Source organism: Streptomyces sp. NPDC012794 (assembly GCF_042901085.1).
Lineage (GTDB): Bacteria > Actinomycetota > Actinomycetes > Streptomycetales > Streptomycetaceae > Streptomyces.
The window spans coordinates 20,168-35,405 of record NZ_JBIBCI010000013.1 but is presented as its reverse complement, the minus strand read 5'-3'; the positions used below and the strand labels follow the sequence as shown (position 1 = coordinate 35,405).

10 protein-coding genes are annotated in these 15,238 nt (G+C 72.4%); 6 read left to right on the top strand and 4 right to left on the bottom strand.

The window, feature by feature from the left end:
- The first annotated feature begins 98 nt into the window (after window positions 1-98).
- From ACFY7H_RS23150 to ACFY7H_RS23135, 4 genes are all read left to right on the top strand, one after another.
- The gene (locus ACFY7H_RS23150; RefSeq protein ID WP_388940818.1) at window positions 99-1,484 is read left to right on the top strand and encodes an ABC transporter substrate-binding protein; all 1,386 of its coding nucleotides are present in this window, start codon (window positions 99-101) and stop codon (window positions 1,482-1,484) included.
- A 4-nt stretch (window positions 1,485-1,488) separates the two neighbouring features.
- The gene (locus ACFY7H_RS23145) at window positions 1,489-2,838 is read left to right on the top strand and encodes a carbohydrate ABC transporter permease (protein ID WP_388940815.1); all 1,350 of its coding nucleotides are present in this window, start codon (window positions 1,489-1,491) and stop codon (window positions 2,836-2,838) included.
- Window positions 2,835-3,770 (top strand): carbohydrate ABC transporter permease, encoded by a 936-nt coding sequence (locus ACFY7H_RS23140; RefSeq protein ID WP_388940813.1) that lies wholly within the window; start codon window positions 2,835-2,837, stop codon window positions 3,768-3,770. The genes ACFY7H_RS23145 and ACFY7H_RS23140 overlap by 4 nt, the downstream gene beginning before the upstream one ends.
- Before the next feature lie 134 nt (window positions 3,771-3,904).
- Window positions 3,905-6,160, top strand: a complete 2,256-nt coding sequence (locus tag ACFY7H_RS23135) for a CDP-glycerol glycerophosphotransferase family protein (protein ID WP_388940810.1) — start codon at window positions 3,905-3,907, stop codon at window positions 6,158-6,160.
- A gap of 28 nt (window positions 6,161-6,188) precedes the next feature.
- On the opposite strand, the gene ACFY7H_RS23130 is transcribed toward ACFY7H_RS23135, so the two are convergent.
- Window positions 6,189-6,806, bottom strand: a complete 618-nt coding sequence (locus ACFY7H_RS23130; protein ID WP_388940806.1) for a TetR/AcrR family transcriptional regulator — start codon at window positions 6,804-6,806, stop codon at window positions 6,189-6,191.
- Window positions 6,807-6,974: 168 nt separating this feature from the next.
- On the opposite strand from ACFY7H_RS23130, the gene ACFY7H_RS23125 reads away from it, so the two are divergent.
- Both ACFY7H_RS23125 and ACFY7H_RS23120 read left to right on the top strand, forming a co-directional pair.
- Window positions 6,975-7,874, top strand: coding sequence for an ABC transporter permease (locus tag ACFY7H_RS23125; protein WP_388940803.1), 900 nt, complete (start codon window positions 6,975-6,977; stop codon window positions 7,872-7,874).
- A complete protein-coding gene (locus tag ACFY7H_RS23120) occupies window positions 7,867-8,637 on the top strand; it encodes an ABC transporter ATP-binding protein (protein WP_388940801.1) in 771 nt (256 codons plus the stop codon). The genes ACFY7H_RS23125 and ACFY7H_RS23120 overlap by 8 nt, the downstream gene beginning before the upstream one ends.
- A 73-nt stretch (window positions 8,638-8,710) precedes the next feature.
- Here the strand turns inward: ACFY7H_RS23120 and ACFY7H_RS23115 are convergent, their stop codons facing one another.
- The 3 genes from ACFY7H_RS23115 to ACFY7H_RS23105 form a co-directional block, all read right to left on the bottom strand.
- A complete protein-coding gene (locus ACFY7H_RS23115; protein WP_388940798.1) occupies window positions 8,711-13,678 on the bottom strand; it encodes an NAD-glutamate dehydrogenase in 4,968 nt (1,655 codons plus the stop codon).
- Between the two features lie 367 nt (window positions 13,679-14,045).
- Window positions 14,046-14,714 (bottom strand): HAD family hydrolase, encoded by a 669-nt coding sequence (locus ACFY7H_RS23110; RefSeq protein ID WP_388940795.1) that lies wholly within the window; start codon window positions 14,712-14,714, stop codon window positions 14,046-14,048.
- Window positions 14,711-15,211, bottom strand: coding sequence for a DUF6912 family protein (locus ACFY7H_RS23105; RefSeq protein WP_388940793.1), 501 nt, complete (start codon window positions 15,209-15,211; stop codon window positions 14,711-14,713). Before ACFY7H_RS23105 ends, ACFY7H_RS23110 begins: the two co-directional genes overlap by 4 nt.
- Window positions 15,212-15,238 lie beyond the last annotated feature (27 nt).

Here is a 15,238-nt window from a genome sequence, read left to right as displayed (position 1 = left end):
CGGTTCCCCCGCCACGCGGTATTGCGGGGGTGCGCGGGTCGGCGTAGACCTTGTGGCACGCAGCACACCACGGGCACGACGGCATCGGGGGCGAGAGCATGCGGGCACAGCACGGAACCGGCCACACGAAACGTACGGCGGTCAGAGCCTGGACGGCGCTGGCCGCGGCGGGCGCGCTGGCGCTCACCGCCTGCGGCGGCGGGGGCGGTGACGGCGGCGGCAGGGGCGGGCCGTCGCAGGCCGGCCGGCAGGACGAGCGCACCGTCGAGTTACCGCAGCTGCCCGGCGAGAAGCTGTCGGTCGCGGCGGTCTGGACGGGACCGGAGCAGGCGAACTTCACGAAGGTGCTGAAGGAGTTCGAGAAGCGGACGGGGGCGAGCGTCACCTTCGTCCCGGCGCAGGATCCGATCGTCACCTTCCTCGGCACCAAGATCGCGGGCGGTCAGCCGCCGGACGTGGCGCTGTTGCCGCAGGTCGGGGCGCTGGTGTCGGCGGTGCGCAACAAGTGGGCGCAGCCGCTGGGTCCGGAGGCAGGGGCGCAGCTGGAGGCGAACTACTCGCCGGGCTGGCGCACGCTCGGCGCGGTCGACGGCACCCAGTACGGCGTCTACTACAAGGCGGCCAACAAGTCGCTGGTCTGGTACAACGCGAAGGCCTTCGAGGCGGCGGGCGTGAAACCCCCGGCGACCTGGAAGGACTTCCTCTCGGTGGCCGACACGCTGTCCGCGTCGGGCACCGCGCCGGTGTCGGTGGCGGGTGCGGACGGCTGGACCCTGACGGACTGGTTCGAGAACGTGTACCTCTCGCAGGCGGGTCCGGAGAAGTACGACCGGCTGGCCCGGCACGAGATCAAGTGGACGGACGACAGCGTCCGGCAGGCGCTGACCACCCTCGGGCAGCTGTTCGGCCGCAAGGACTTCCTGGCGGGCGGTCCGAGCGGGGCGCTGTCGACGGAGTTCGCGAAGTCGGTGACGCAGACCTTCACGGGCGGGGACCGGCCGGCGGCCGCGATGGTCTTCGAGGCGGACTTCGTGGCGGTGACCATCGCGCAGACCGGGGCGAAGGTGGGCGAGGACGCCTTGGTCTTCCCGTTCCCGGCGGTGGGAGCGAAGGCGCCGGTGGTGTCGGGCGGTGACGTGGCGGTGGCCCTGAAGCCGGGGAAGGGGGCGCAGGCGCTGCTGACCTTCCTGGCGTCGGCGGACGCGGCCCGGATCCAGGCCCGGGAGGGCGGGTTCGTGTCGCCGAACAAGGCGGTGGACTTCGCGGTGTACCCGAACGACATCCAGCGGGGCATCGCCAAGGCGCTGATCGCGGCGGGCGACGACTTCCGCTTCGACATGTCGGACCGGGCTCCGGCGTCCTTCGGCGGGACGCCGGGCGCCGGTATGTGGAAGGCGCTCCAGGACTTCCTGGCGAACCCGTCGGACGTGGCGGCGGTGCAGGAGAGGCTGGAGGCGGAGGCGGCCAAGGCGTACGGGAACTGACGCCGTGACGGTGAAGACGGCGGCGCGGCCCGGTGCCGCGGCCGGGGCGGGGGAACGGGCCCGCCGCAAGGACGTCTCGCGCCGGCGGCTGGTGGCCGCGGCGTTCCTGCTGCCCGCCCTGGTGCTGCTGGGCGCGCTCGTGGTGCAGCCCATCGGCTACTCCCTCTACCGCAGCCTCTTCGACCGCTCCGGCGACGCCTTCGTCGGGGCGGGCAACTACCGGCGGATCCTGGACGACCCGGTGATCGTCACGGCCCTGCGCAACACGGCGGTGTGGGTGGTGCTGGCCCCGGCCACGGCGACCGCCCTCGGGCTGGTCTTCGCGGTGCTGACGGAGCGGGTGCGCTGGGGGACTGCGTTCAAGCTGCTGGTGTTCATGCCGATGGCGATCTCGATGCTGGCGGCGGGGATCATCTTCCGGCTCGTGTACGACCACGATCCGCAGCGGGGCGTTGCCAACGCGGTGTGGGTCGGGGTGCACGACACCTTCGCGCCGTCCTCGGCCTTCCCGGGGGCCCGCCCGGGCCGGGACTCCCCGCTGGAGCCCGCCGCGGGCGGGGACCTGGTGACGCGCGGCCCGGTACGGGCGGGCGTGCCGGTGCTGCTGCCGCTGGTCGGGGTGGCGCCGGAGGCCCTGCCGGCGGGGTCCGGGACGGCGGGGAACGCCGGGGCGGTGCCGGGGAAGGTGACGGGGACCGTCTGGCAGGACTTCGCCCGGGGCGGCGGCGGGCGGGTGAACGTGGTCGACCCGGCGGAGCCGGCCCTGTCCGGGATGCGGGTGGAGGCGGTGAAGGACGGCCGGGTGGTGGCTTCGGCGAAGGCCGCGCCGGACGGCACCTTCACGCTGCCCGGCGAGGCGGACGGCGCGCTGCTGCGGCTGCCCGCGGCCAACTTCCGGGCGGCGTACGCGGGGGTCGAGTGGCTCGGGCCGGTGCTGGTGACCCCGGCGGTGATCGGGGCGTACGTGTGGATGTGGGCCGGGTTCGCGATGGTGCTGATCGCGGCCGGGCTGGCGGCGGTGCCGCGCGAGCTGCTGGAGGCGGCGCGGGTGGACGGGGCGGGCGAGTGGAAGGTGTTCCGCCGGATCACGGTGCCGCTGCTGGCGCCGGTGCTGGTGGTGGTCCTGGTGACGCTGGTCATCAACGTGATGAAGATCTTCGACCTGGTCTTCGTGATCGCGCCGGGGGCGGTGCAGGACGACGCGAACGTGCTCGCGCTCCAGCTGTACCGCACGTCCTTCGGGACGGACGCCGATCCGGGGCTGGGCAGCGCCATCGCGGTGCTGCTGCTGGTGCTGGTGGTGCCGGTGATGCTGCTCAATATCCGCCGGCTGCGGAAGGAGTCGTCCCGATGAGCGCCCCGGACACCGGCGCGAAGGCCGCCGGCGCCAAGAGAGCCGACGCGCAGAGAGCCGACGCGCGGGCCGCCGGCGCCGGGAGCCGGGTCGCCGGCCGGATCGCGGCGCGCGCCGCGTCCGGCGCCGTACGCGTCTTCCTGGTCCTGGCCGCCCTGTTCTGGCTGCTGCCCACGCTCGGGCTGCTGGTCTCCTCCTTCCTGGCCCCGGCCGACCTGGGCCGGGGCGGTTGGTGGCGGGCACTGACCGAGCCGTCCCGGCTGACGGTGTCGAACTACGCGCGGCTGCTGGCCAACGAGACGATCACCGGCTCGCTGCTGAGCACGGCGGCGATCGCGGTGCCCGCCACGCTGCTCGTCCTCGTCCTCGGCGCGTTCGCCGGGTACGCCTTCGCCTGGCTGGAGTTCCCGGGGCGGGACTGGCTGTTCCTGGTCGTGGTGGGACTGCTGGTGGTCCCCGTCCAGGTGGCGCTGATCCCGGTGTCGGAACTGTTCGGCTCCATCGGCCTGTTCGAGACGACGGCGGGGGTGGTGCTGTTCCACACCGCGTTCGGGCTGCCCTTCGCGGTGTTCCTGCTGCGGAACTTCTTCGCGCAGATCCCGGCCGAGCTGCTGGAGGCGGCCCGGCTCGACGGCGCCGGGGAACTTCGCCTGTTCGCCCGGGTGGTGCTGCCGCTGGGCGGCCCGGCGATCGCCTCGCTCGGCATCTTCCAGTTCCTGTGGGTGTGGAACGACATGCTGGTGGCGCTGGTCTTCGCCGATTCCGCGCACCCTCCCGTCACGGTGGCGCTCCAGCAGCAGGTGCGCCAGTTCGGGAACAACATCGACGTCCTGGCGCCCGGCGCCTTCCTGTCGATGGTGGTGCCGCTGCTGGTCTTCTTCGCCTTCCAGCGGCAGTTCGTGACGGGGGTGATGGCCGGAGCCGTCAAGTAGCCCACCGCCGACGGGGAAACCCGCTCCGACATGGGGCGTTGACGCTGCGTGACCCAAATGCCGTACGGAGCGTAACCCGATCGCCGCGCGCGGGGTTCCTGGGCCATATGCCCGCGCCGACCCCTGGATGTGCCGTGCCCCGGTTCAGCGTCATCGTGCCCGCGTACAAGGTTCAGGCGTACCTCCAGGAGAGTCTGGACTCGGTCCTGTCCCAGTCCTACCCGGATCTGGAACTGATCGCGGTCGACGACGCCTCCCCGGACGCGTGCGGCTCGATCATCGACGAGTACGCGGCCCGCGACCCCCGGGTCACCGCGGTGCACCTGGCGCACAACCTGGGCCTGGGCCCGGCCCGCAACGCGGGCCTGGCCCGGGCGAGCGGCGACTACCTCGTCTTCCTCGACGGCGACGACACCCTCGCGCCGGGCGCCCTCCAGGCCATCACCGACCGGCTCAAGGCCACCGGCTCCCCCGACGTCCTGGTGTACGACTACGCGCGCACCTTCTGGACGGGCGAGACCGTCCGCAACCGCCTCGCGCACCGGCTGTCCGAGGAGGGCCCCGCCAGCTTCCGGCTGGCCGACCGCCCGGCCCTCCTGGGCATGCTGATGGTGGTGTGGAACAAGGCGTACCGCCGCGAGTACGTGGAGCGCGAGGGCCTCGAATTCCCGCCCGGCTTCTACGAGGACACCCCCTGGACGTACCCGGCGCTGCTGTCCGCCGAGTCCGTGGCCGTCCTCGACCGGGTCTGCGTCCACTACCGCCAGCGGCGCACCGGCTCGATCCTGACCACCACCAGCCCGCGCCACCTGGACGTCCTCGACCAGTACGAGCGGGTCTTCGGCCACCTCGCCGCCCGCCCCGAGCTGGAGCGCTGGCGCCCCGCGGTGCACCGGCGGATGGCCGAGCACTTCTGCGCCGTGTACGCGGACCCGCGCCGCCTCCCGCGCGCCGCGCGCGCCGAGTTCTTCGCGCGGGCCTCGGCCCTGCTGCGCCGCCACCGCGTCCCGGGCGGGTCGGGGGCGCTGCCGCTGTCCCTGACCCGCACCGACCGGCTCCGGCACACCCTGATGCGGCTCGGGCTGCGGCGCTGCTACCGGCTGGGCTCCGTCCTGCGCGCGGCCGCCCTGTCGGCGGGCCGCACCGGCTCGGCGCTGGGGCGGGGGCTGCGCGAGAGCGCCCTGCGCCTGCACTACCGGGTCCAGCGGCTGCTCCCGCTGCGGCCCGAACTGGCGGTGTTCTCCGCGTACTGGCACGGCGGCTACGCCTGCAACCCGGCGGCGATCGAGGCGAAGCTGCGCGAACTGGCCCCGCGCATGCGCACGGCGTGGATCTGCGACCCCCGGTACGCCTCCACCCTGCCGCCCGAGACCACCCCGCTGCGGCCCGGCTCGGCCGCGTACTGGAGCGCCCTGGCCCGGGCCCGGTACCTGACGACGAACGTCAACTTCGACCGTGCCCTGGTCAAGCGGCCGGGTCAGGTCCTGCTGCAGACGCAGCACGGCACCCCGCTCAAGCGGGTGGGCCTGGACCTCCAGGACCGTCCGGCGGCCACCCCGACCACGGACTTCGAAGGGCTGCTGCGCGGCGCGGACCAGTGGGACTACCTGCTGTCCTCCAACCGCCACTCCACCCTGGTGTGGGAGAAGGCCGTGCCCGCCTCCTACACCACCCTGGAGTACGGCTACCCGCGCAACGACGCCTTCCACCGGGCCGGCCAGGCCGAGGTCCTCGCGCTGCGCGAGCGCCTGGGCATCGCGCCGGGCACCATCGCGGTCCTGTACGCCCCGACGCACCGGGACTACCGCCGAAGCCGGCCCGTGCACCTGGACTTCGAGCGGGTGCTGCGGGATCTGGGCCCGCGCTTCACCCTGCTCACGCGCACCCACCTGACGTACGCCGGCAGCCCCGGCGGCTGGGAGCCGCACCCGCGCCTGCTGGACGTCTCGGACCACCCGTCGGTGGAGGAGCTGTGCCTGGCCTCGGACGCGCTGGTCACGGACTACTCGTCCCTGATGTTCGACTACGCGGCGCTGGACCGGCCGATCGTGATCCACGCGGACGACTGGGAGGCGTACGAGGCCGCCCGCGGCACCTACTTCGACCTGCGCTCCTGTCCCCCGGGCGTGATCGCCCGCACCGAGGACGAGCTGGTGGACATCTTCGCCACCGGTCACTGGCGGGGCTCCCGCTCGGCGCAGCTGCGCGCCGCGTTCCGTTCTCGCTTCTGCTCGTACGACGACGGCCACGCCGCCGAGCGGGTGGTGCGCCGGGTCTTCCTGGGCCAGCCCGTCGCGGTCCCCGCGGTGGTCCCGCTGGAGGAGCGCCGGCCCGCGCCGGCCGCGCCGGCTCCGGACCTGGCCCCGCTGACGGCGGGGCTGTGGCCCTGAGGCGGGGGCGGGGGCGGGGGCCGCGGGGTCAGCCGGCGCGCAGGCCGGCCACGACGGAGCGGGCGAGCTCGTCGAGGTAGCCCGCCGGGACGGCGTCCCGTACCACCACCTGCCGCCAGTACAGCGGCCCGATCGCCAGGTCGAGGGCACGCTCGGGGGAGGCGGAGCCCGGCAGCTCGCCGCGGGCGACGGCCTCGGAGACGATGCCCTCGGCGAGCCGGCGCTGGCCTTCGAGCAGGGCGCCGCGCACCGCGTCGGCGATCTCCGGGTTCCGGGCGGCCTCCACCAGCAGGTCGGGGATGACCGCCGAGGCCACCGGGTGCCGCAGCACGTGTGACATGACCTCCAGCAGGGCGCGTACGTCCCCGTAGAGGGAGCCGGTGGCGGGCACGGGGATGCCGTCGGCGGCAACCGCCCCGATCAGGTCGAGCACCAGGTGCAGCTTCGACTTCCAGCGCCGGTACACGGCGGTCTTGCCGACGCCGGCGCGCCGCGCGATGCCCTCGATCGACATCCGGGCGAAGCCCACGGCCGCCAGCTCGTCCAGCACGGCCGCGCGGATCGCCTTGGTGACGTCCTCGCGCAGGACGGCGGCGCCGGCGGGGGCGCGGCGGGCGGCGGGAGCGGCGGCGGGCTCGTTGGTCATGCCCAGAGCATAGCGGCGAGGTCAGCCCCCGCACGTCACGACGATACGGTTGCGTTCCGACGCGCGGGCCCCTACTGTCGACGTCACGACGATACGGACCCGTCCCGTCGTCGCCCGGCCGGGAGGCTCCCGGCAGGCGACGCCCCCGACCCCGTCGAAAGCGATCCCGTGACCACCGTGACCCTCGCGGACCCCGCGCCGCCCTCCGCCGCCGAGCTGGCGGCAGCCCACGGCCTGACCGTCAGCGGCGCCCGCCCCTCCCTCCCCCGCTACGCCGCGCAGCTGTGGAACCGCCGCCACTTCGTGACGGCGTACGCGACCGCGCGGATGCACGCCACGTACAGCACGGCCAGGCTCGGCCAGGTCTGGCACCTGATGACCCCGCTGCTCAACGCGGCCGTCTACTACTTCGTCTTCGGCATCGTCATGCGCGCCAGCCACGGCGTCCCCGACTACGTGCCGTTCCTGATCACCGGCGTCTTCGTCTGGGACTTCATCGGCAGCTCCGTCAACGCCGGCACCCGCGCCGTCCACGGCAACCTCGGCCTGGTCCGCGCCCTGCACTTCCCCCGCGCCAGCCTGCCCATCTCCTCCGTGGTCCAGCTCTTCCAGCAGCTGCTCGTCACCATGGCGGCCCTCGTCATCCTGCTCCTGGCCTTCGGCCAGACCCCCTCCGCCTCCTGGCTGATCGCCGTCCCGGTGCTCTTCCTGATGGCCCTCTTCTGCACGGGCTGCGCGATGGCCATGGCCCGCATCGGCAGCAAGAACCCGGACGTCAGCCAGCTGATGCCGTTCGTGCTGCGCACCTGGATGTACTCCTCGGGCGTGATGTGGTCCATCGACTCCATGCTCAGCACGGACCACCTGCCCCAGTGGGTCTCGCTGGTGCTCAAGACCAACCCGGCGGCCGTCTACATCGACCTGATGCGCTTCTCCCTGATCGACAGCTTCACTGCGGACTCGCTCCCGCACCACGTGTGGCCGATCGCCATCGGCTGGGCGCTGCTCGCCGGCGTCGGCGGCTTCGTCTACTTCTGGAAGGCAGAGGAGGAGTACGGCCGTGGCTGACACCGACACCCGCGTCCCCACCGTCATCGCGGACGGGGTCCACGTCGTCTACAAGGTGCACGGGAGCGGCCGCAAGGGCGGCGCGACCGCCGCGCTCAGCCGGATCGTCTCGCGCCGCCCGGCCCCCGGCGTCCGCGAGGTCCACGCCGTCAAAGGCGTCAGCTTCACCGCGTACAAGGGCGAGGCGATCGGGCTGATCGGCTCCAACGGCTCGGGCAAGTCCACCCTCCTCAAGGCCATCGCCGGCCTCCAGCCGGTGGCCCGGGGCGCGGTCTACTCGCACGGCCAGCCGTCCCTCCTCGGAGTGAACGCCGCCCTGATGAACGACCTCACCGGCGAGCGCAACGTGGTCCTCGGCGGGCTCGCGATGGGCATGACCAAGCAGCAGATCCGCGAGCGCTACCGGGACATCGTCGACTTCTCCGGCATCAACGAGAAGGGCGACTTCATCTCCCTGCCCATGCGCACGTACTCCTCCGGCATGGGCGCCCGGCTGCGGTTCTCCATCGCCGCCGCCAAGGACCACGACGTCCTGATGATCGACGAGGCCCTCGCCACCGGCGACGCCGCCTTCCAGCGCCGCAGCCAGGCCCGCATCGAGGAGCTCCGCGCCCGCGCCGGCACGGTCTTCCTCGTCAGCCACGGCATCGGCACGGTCCGCGAGACCTGCGACCGGGCCATCTGGCTGGAGTCGGGCGTGCTGCGCATGGACGGCCCCTCCCAGGAGGTCTGCGACGCGTACGAGGCCTTCACCCGCGGCTGACACCGCGACGGGCCGGGCCCGGAACCCCACAAGGGGGGTTCCGGGCCCGGCCCGTGTCCGGCTCCGCCGGCGACTACGCGTGCGAGCGCAGCAGCGAGCGCATCGTCCGCATCGCCACCGACAGGTTCGCCAGGTCGAAGTCGTCCGAACCCCGGATCTCGTCCAGGGTCGTCCGGGCCCGGCCGAGGATCGCCGCGTTCTTCTCCTCCCACGCCTTGAAGCGCTCCGCGGGAGTGGAGGAACCGTCGCCCACGGCCAGCACGTCGGCGGTCAGCGCCGCGTGCGCCGCGAACAGGTCCTCGCGGATGGACGCGCGGGCCATCGACTGCCAGCGGTCGGACCGCGGCAGCTCGATGATGCGGTCCATCAGCTGCGTGATGTCCAGGCGGTCCGCGAGGTCGTAGTACACCTCGGCGACGGACAGCGGGTCCACGCCCGTCCGGTCCGCGATGGCGACGACGTCCAGCGTCGGGAAGGCGGACGAGAAACCGGCCACCTTCGCCGCGAGCTCCTCCGGCACGCCCTCACCGGTCAGCTCGTCCATGATCGACTGGTACCACTCCAGGTCCGCGCCGCGCACCAGCTTCGGCAGCTGCGCCCAGACCTCCGACACCCGGGCGCCGAAGAGCTCGATGGTCTCGGTGATCTGCAGCGGCTGCGGCCGGTTGTTCAGCAGCCAGCGCGTACCGCGCTCCACCAGGCGCCGCGAGTGCAGCCGCACCCGGGTCTGGACGTCGGCGGCGACCTGGTTGTCCAGCGCCTCCACCGCGTCCCACACCTCGGCCAGGCCGAAGATCTCGCGGGCCGCGAGCTGCGCCCGGACGATCTCCTCCGTGGAGGCGCCGGTCTCCTCCCGCAGGCGGTGCAGGAAGGTCGAACCGCCGGTGTTGACGGTGTCGTTGACCAGCAGGGTGGTGATGATCTCCCGGCGCAGCGCGTGCGCGTCGATCTGCTCGGGGAACTTCGCGCGCAGGGCGGCCGGGAAGTACGCGTGCAGCAGGCGGCGCAGGTACGGGTCTTCCGGCAGCGCGGTGTGGATGAGCTCGTCCGCCACCGTGATCTTGGTGTAGGCGAAGAGCACGGCCAGCTCCGGCTGGGTCAGGCCCTTGCCGGCGTTGAGCAGCTCGCGGATCTGCCGGTCGTTGGGCAGGAACTCCAGCTGGCGGTCCAGCAGTCCGTCCCGGCCCAGGCGGCGCATGAAGCGCTGCTGGGCGTGGAGCAGGCTGGGGGCCTGGGCGGAGCCGTTGGCCAGGGCCGTGTTCTGCGCGTAGTTGTTGCGCAGCACCAGGGAGCCGACCTCGTCGGTCATCTCGGCGAGCAGCTTGTTGCGCTGCTTGACGGTCATGTCGCCGTCCGCGACCACCGCGTTCAGCAGGATCTTGATGTTCACCTCGTGGTCGGAGGTGTCCACGCCCGCGCTGTTGTCGATGGCGTCGGTGTTGACCTTGCCGCCCTCGCCGCCGGCGCCGACGCGGGCGAACTCGATGCGGCCGAGCTGGGTCAGGCCCAGGTTGCCGCCCTCGCCGATGACCTTGGCCCGTACCTCGGCGCCGTTGACGCGGATGGCGTCGTTGGCCTTGTCGCCGACGTCCGCGTGCGTCTCGGAGGTCGCCTTGACGTACGTGCCGATGCCGCCGTTCCACAGCAGGTCCACGGGGGCCTGGAGGATGGCCTGCATCAGCTCGGCCGGGGTCATCTTGGTGACGCCCGCCTCGATGCCGAGGGCTTCGCGCATCTGCGCGTTCACCGGGATGGCCTTGGCGCTGCGCGGGTGGACGCCGCCGCCCGCCGACAGCAGGGCGGTGTCGTAGTCCGCCCACGAGGAACGCGGCAGCTCGAACAGGCGCCGGCGCTCCGCGTACGAGGTGGCCGCGTCCGGGGTCGGGTCGATGAAGATGTGCCGGTGGTCGAAGGCGGCGACCAGGCGGATGTGCTCGGAGAGCAGCATGCCGTTGCCGAAGACGTCGCCGGACATGTCGCCGACGCCGACGACCGTGAAGTCCTGGGTCTGGGTGTCGTGCCCCAGCTCGCGGAAGTGCCGCTTGACGGACTCCCAGGCGCCGCGGGCGGTGATGCCCATGCCCTTGTGGTCGTAACCGGCCGAGCCGCCCGACGCGAAGGCGTCACCCAGCCAGAAGCCGTACGACTCCGCGACGCCGTTGGCGATGTCGGAGAAGGTCGCGGTGCCCTTGTCGGCGGCGACGACGAGGTAGGTGTCGTCCTCGTCGTGACGGACCACGCCCTTCGGCGGCACGACCTCGCCGCCGACCATGTTGTCCGTGATGTCGAGCAGCGCCGAGATGAAGATCTTGTACGAGGCGATGCCCTCGGCGAGCCACGCGTCGCGGTCCACAGACGGGTCCGGCAGGTTCTTGGCGACGAAGCCGCCCTTGGCGCCGACCGGCACGATCACGGTGTTCTTGACCATCTGCGCCTTGACCAGGCCGAGCACCTCCGTACGGAAGTCCTCGCGCCGGTCCGACCAGCGCAGACCGCCGCGGGCGACCTTGCCGAAGCGCAGGTGGACGCCCTCGACGCGCGGGGAGTACACCCAGATCTCGAAGGCGGGGCGCGGGGCCGGCAGGTCGGGGATGGCCTGCGGGTCGAACTTCATCGACACGTAGGAGTGCTGGCGGCCCTCCTCGTCGAGCTGGAAGAAGTTGGTCCGCAGGGTCGCCTTGATCAGCGTCAGGAAGGAACGCAGGATGCGGTCCTCGTCCAGCGAGGCGACCTGGTCCAGGGCCCCGTCCAGCTCCTCCAGCATCGCGTCGATCAGCTCGGTGCCGGCGGCCTGGCGGCCGGGCGACAGCCGCGCCTCGAAGAGCGAGACCAGCAGCCGGGTGATGTGGACGTTGTTGCGGAGGGTGTCCTCCATGTAGTCCTGGCTGAAGGTGGACTTGGCCTGGCGCATGTACTTGGCGTACGCGCGCAGCACCACGGCCTGACGCCAGGTGAGGCCGGCGCCCAGGACGAGGGCGTTGAAGTTGTCGTTCTCGGCCTCGCCGGTCCACACGGCCGCGAAGGCCTCCTGGAACCGCTCGCGCGCGTCGTCGCCGAGGTACGCGTCGCCGTTGCCCGTGGACAGCGGCATCCGCAGGCCGAAGTCGTAGATCCAGGCGCTGACCCGGTCGGCGCGGCGCAGCTCGTACGGCCGCTCGTCGGTCACCTCGACGCCCAGGCGCTGGAGGACCGGGAGGACCGCGGAGAGGGAGACCTGCTCACCGGTGCGGTAGATCTTGAAGCGGCGCTCGCCGGGGCCCGCGCCGACGGGCTCGTAGAGGGACAGCGCGAAGGGACGGTCGCTGGCGGAGAGCTTCTCCAGGTGGCACAGGTCCGCCACGGCCGCGCGCGGCGAGTGGTCCGCCTTGTAGCCCTCGGAGAAGGAGGTGCCGTACTTGCGCATCAGCTCGGCGGCACGCTCCTCGCCCAGCTCGGCCGTCAGCGCCTCGCCGAAGCCGTCGGCCCAGGAGCGGGCGGCCTCGACCAGACGGGCCTCGACGCGCTCGACGTCGGCATCGGTCAGCAGCGGCAGCTCGGTGCCCTGCGGGACGCGGACGACGAAGTGGATGCGGGAGAGGATCGACTCGGTGTTCCAGGCGGTGAAGTCGACGCTGGTGCCGCCGAGCTCCTCCTTCAGGATGTCCATCAGGCGCAGCCGGACACCGGTGGTGAAGCGGTCGCGCGGCAGGTAGACCAGCGCCGAGTAGTAGCGGCCGTACTCGTCCTGGCGCAGGTACAGCCGCAGTCGGCGGCGCTCCTGCAGGTACAGCACGGAGGTGGCGATCTCGCGGAGCTTGTCGACCGGGGTCTGGAACAGCTCGTCGCGCGGGTAGGTCTCCAGGATCTGGAGCAGGTCGCGGCCGTCGTGGCTGGACGGCGCGAAGCCGGCGCCCTCCAGGACCTCGCTGACCTTGCGGCGGATCACCGGGACGCGGCGCACGGACTCGGTGTACGCGGCGGAGGAGAACAGGCCGAGGAAGCGGCGCTCGCCGACGACGTTGCCGTTGGCGTCGAACTTCTTCACGCCCACGTAGTCGAGGTACGAGGGGCGGTGCACGGTGGCGCGGCTGTTCGCCTTGGTCAGCACCAGCAGACGGTGCTCGCGCGCCTTGGCGCGGGCGTCGGCGGGCAGCCGGTTGAAGGACGGCGAGACGGGGTGCGCGTCCTCCTGGCCGTGGTGGAGCGGGTCGGAGCGCAGGATGCCGAGGCCGGTGCCGGGCACGGCGGACAGGGCGTCGCCGTCGACGAGGTCGTACTCGCGGTAGCCGAGGAAGGTGAAGTGGTCGTCGGCCAGCCAGCGCAGCAGCTCGCGGGCCTCTTCGAGCTCGTACTCGCGCAGGTCCGGAGCGGTGGGCTCGTTCGGCAGCTCGTCGGCGATGCGCAGCGCGGCGTCGCGCATCTTCTCCCAGTCCTCGACGGCCTCGCGGACGTCGGACAGGACGCGCAGCAGATCGCCGGTGATCTGCTTGAGGTCGGCCTTGTCGGTCTCGCGGTCGATCTCGACGTGGATCCAGGACTCGACGAGGGAGTCGTGCGGGCGCGCGGTCCGGGGGCCGTGGGCGTCGCAGTCCGGGCCCAGGATCTCGATCAGCTTGCCGGTGACGTCACGGCGCACGACGACCTGGGGGTGGACCACGACGTGGATGCCGCGGCCCTGGCGGGACAGCTCGTTCGTCACGGAGTCCACGAGGAAGGGCATGTCGTCGGTGACCACTTCGACGACCGAGTGGCTGGAGGTCCAGCCGTTCTCCTCGACCGTGGGCGTGTGCACGCGGACGTTGGCGGTGCCCTGGGGCCGGTTCTCGGCGAGCCGGTAGTGGGAGAGCGCCGCGCCGAACACGTCGACCGGGTCCCGGTCGGCGAGGTCCTCGGGGGCGGTGTGCAGGTAGTAGCGCTGGAGGTAGGCGAGCGTCGCGCCCTGGCCAGGACGCTCCCCCTGTTCGGACCCAGTCGGAAGTAGCCCCCCGGCCGGGCTGTTCTCAGCTACCCGTGCCGCCCGCGCGAGCAGCTCGGCCTTTGCTTCGTCCAGCTTGGTCTGCATGTCCTCTGGCTCCCTGTCAACGCGCCATTGCGTGACGTAGGTGGTGAAGGAAGGAATGACAAAGCGCCGCTATGAGGCGGGATGTCCGTCCGGATCGGATGTGACGCCGTGGCGTCGGAAGAGCCGCCCGGGAAGGCTTCGACCATGATCGACAGGTCCCGGCGGCGGGGATCAGCGAGGGCCCGGCCGCGAGGACGCGCCGGGCGCGGGCCGGGGGCATCAGTGCCCCCGAGGACTATCGCGCTGATCACGGGTACAAGGCTATCTCGCCCCACCCCCCGGTCGTCATTCACTGCATCTGTACAAAACCGGGGTCAAAACCTGGACAGTGTGGCCAGCCGCGTGGCCGGATCCTCCCGCCCACCGCCTATCCGGCCAGCTCACGGGCCATCGCCACGGCCTCGGCGAGGCTGTCCACCACGGGCACCCCGGCCGACTCCAGGCTGGCTCGGCTGTGCGAGCCCCCCGTGTACAGGACGGCGTGCGCCCCCACGTGCTGCGCGGCCGTCGCATCGTCCACGGCGTCCCCCACGAGGACCGTACGGCTGACGGTCACACCGGCTGCTTCCAATGCCTCCATATGGCGTACGAGGTGCCCCGCCTTCGAGGTGTGCGAGGGCCCGGTACGCCCGTCGACGCGCAGGAAGTGCTCGTGTATGCCGTGCGCGCGGACCAGGGGCACCAGCTTCTCGTGGGGCGCGAGGGACAGCAGGGACTGGGTGAGCCCGTCCGCCCGCCAGTCCCGGAGCAGCTCCAGCGCACCCTCGGCGAGCCCCGCGTTCTCGGCGGCGGCCCAGTAGTGGCGGTGGAAGGCCTCGTCCATGACGACCCATTCGGCGTCGGTGGGCAGCCTGCCCATCATCCGCTCGTAGAACTTGGGCACGGGGACGACGTACAGGTCGCGGTAGCGCTCCAGCGTGATCGGGGGGAAGCCGAGCTCCGCGAAGGAGGCGTTGGTGGCGACCATGACCGCGTCGATGTCGTGCAGCAGCGTCCCGTTCCAGTCCCACACGATGTGGGCCGTACCCGTTCTCATGCCAGCAGCCCGGGGATCTCCTGGATCCCGAACCAGAGCAGCTCGTGGTCCTCGGCGCCGTCCACGGTGAACCGCGCGTCGTCGTCCCCCGCGTCGGCGGCCTCCAGCGCCGCTGCGGCCGCGGCGACGTCGCCCTCGGCGTCCTCGGCGTCGACGTGCACGGCCGCGGCCGCCGCGAGGCGCACGGGGGCCGCGAGGGTGACCTGCCCGAGGGTGGCCTCGTCCAGCCCGGGCACGGCGGTGACGGCCTTGTCGTCGACGTCGAGCGCGACGACGACCCGCCTGCGCGGAGCGGCCGGGTCCGCGGCCAGCATCCGCAGCGAGGCGAGCGCGGCCCGCCCGAGGGCGGCGTACTCCAGCTCCTCGATGTCGTCCGACACGTACCACTCCCGCAGCGCGGGGGTCACGGCGTACGCACGGACCGGGGCGGGCCCCAACTGCCCCGCCTTGTGCGCCTCGGCGAGCCCGGGGAGGGTCAAAGGGACGTACAAGCGCATGGCCGGCTGCTTTCGGTAGTCGGAAAC

Excerpts from the sequence above, each read along its gene's own strand:
- ACFY7H_RS23130 (WP_388940806.1), bottom strand. The coding sequence starts at position 6,806 with ATGACCAACGAGCCCGCCGCCGCTCCCGCCGCCCGCCGCGCCCCCGCC.
- ACFY7H_RS23140 (WP_388940813.1), top strand. The coding sequence starts at position 2,835 with ATGAGCGCCCCGGACACCGGCGCGAAGGCCGCCGGCGCCAAGAGAGCC.
- ACFY7H_RS23150 (WP_388940818.1), top strand. The coding sequence starts at position 99 with ATGCGGGCACAGCACGGAACCGGCCACACGAAACGTACGGCGGTCAGA.
- ACFY7H_RS23115 (WP_388940798.1), bottom strand. The coding sequence starts at position 13,678 with ATGCAGACCAAGCTGGACGAAGCAAAGGCCGAGCTGCTCGCGCGGGCG.
- ACFY7H_RS23110 (WP_388940795.1), bottom strand. The coding sequence starts at position 14,714 with ATGAGAACGGGTACGGCCCACATCGTGTGGGACTGGAACGGGACGCTG.
- ACFY7H_RS23105 (WP_388940793.1), bottom strand. The coding sequence starts at position 15,211 with ATGCGCTTGTACGTCCCTTTGACCCTCCCCGGGCTCGCCGAGGCGCAC.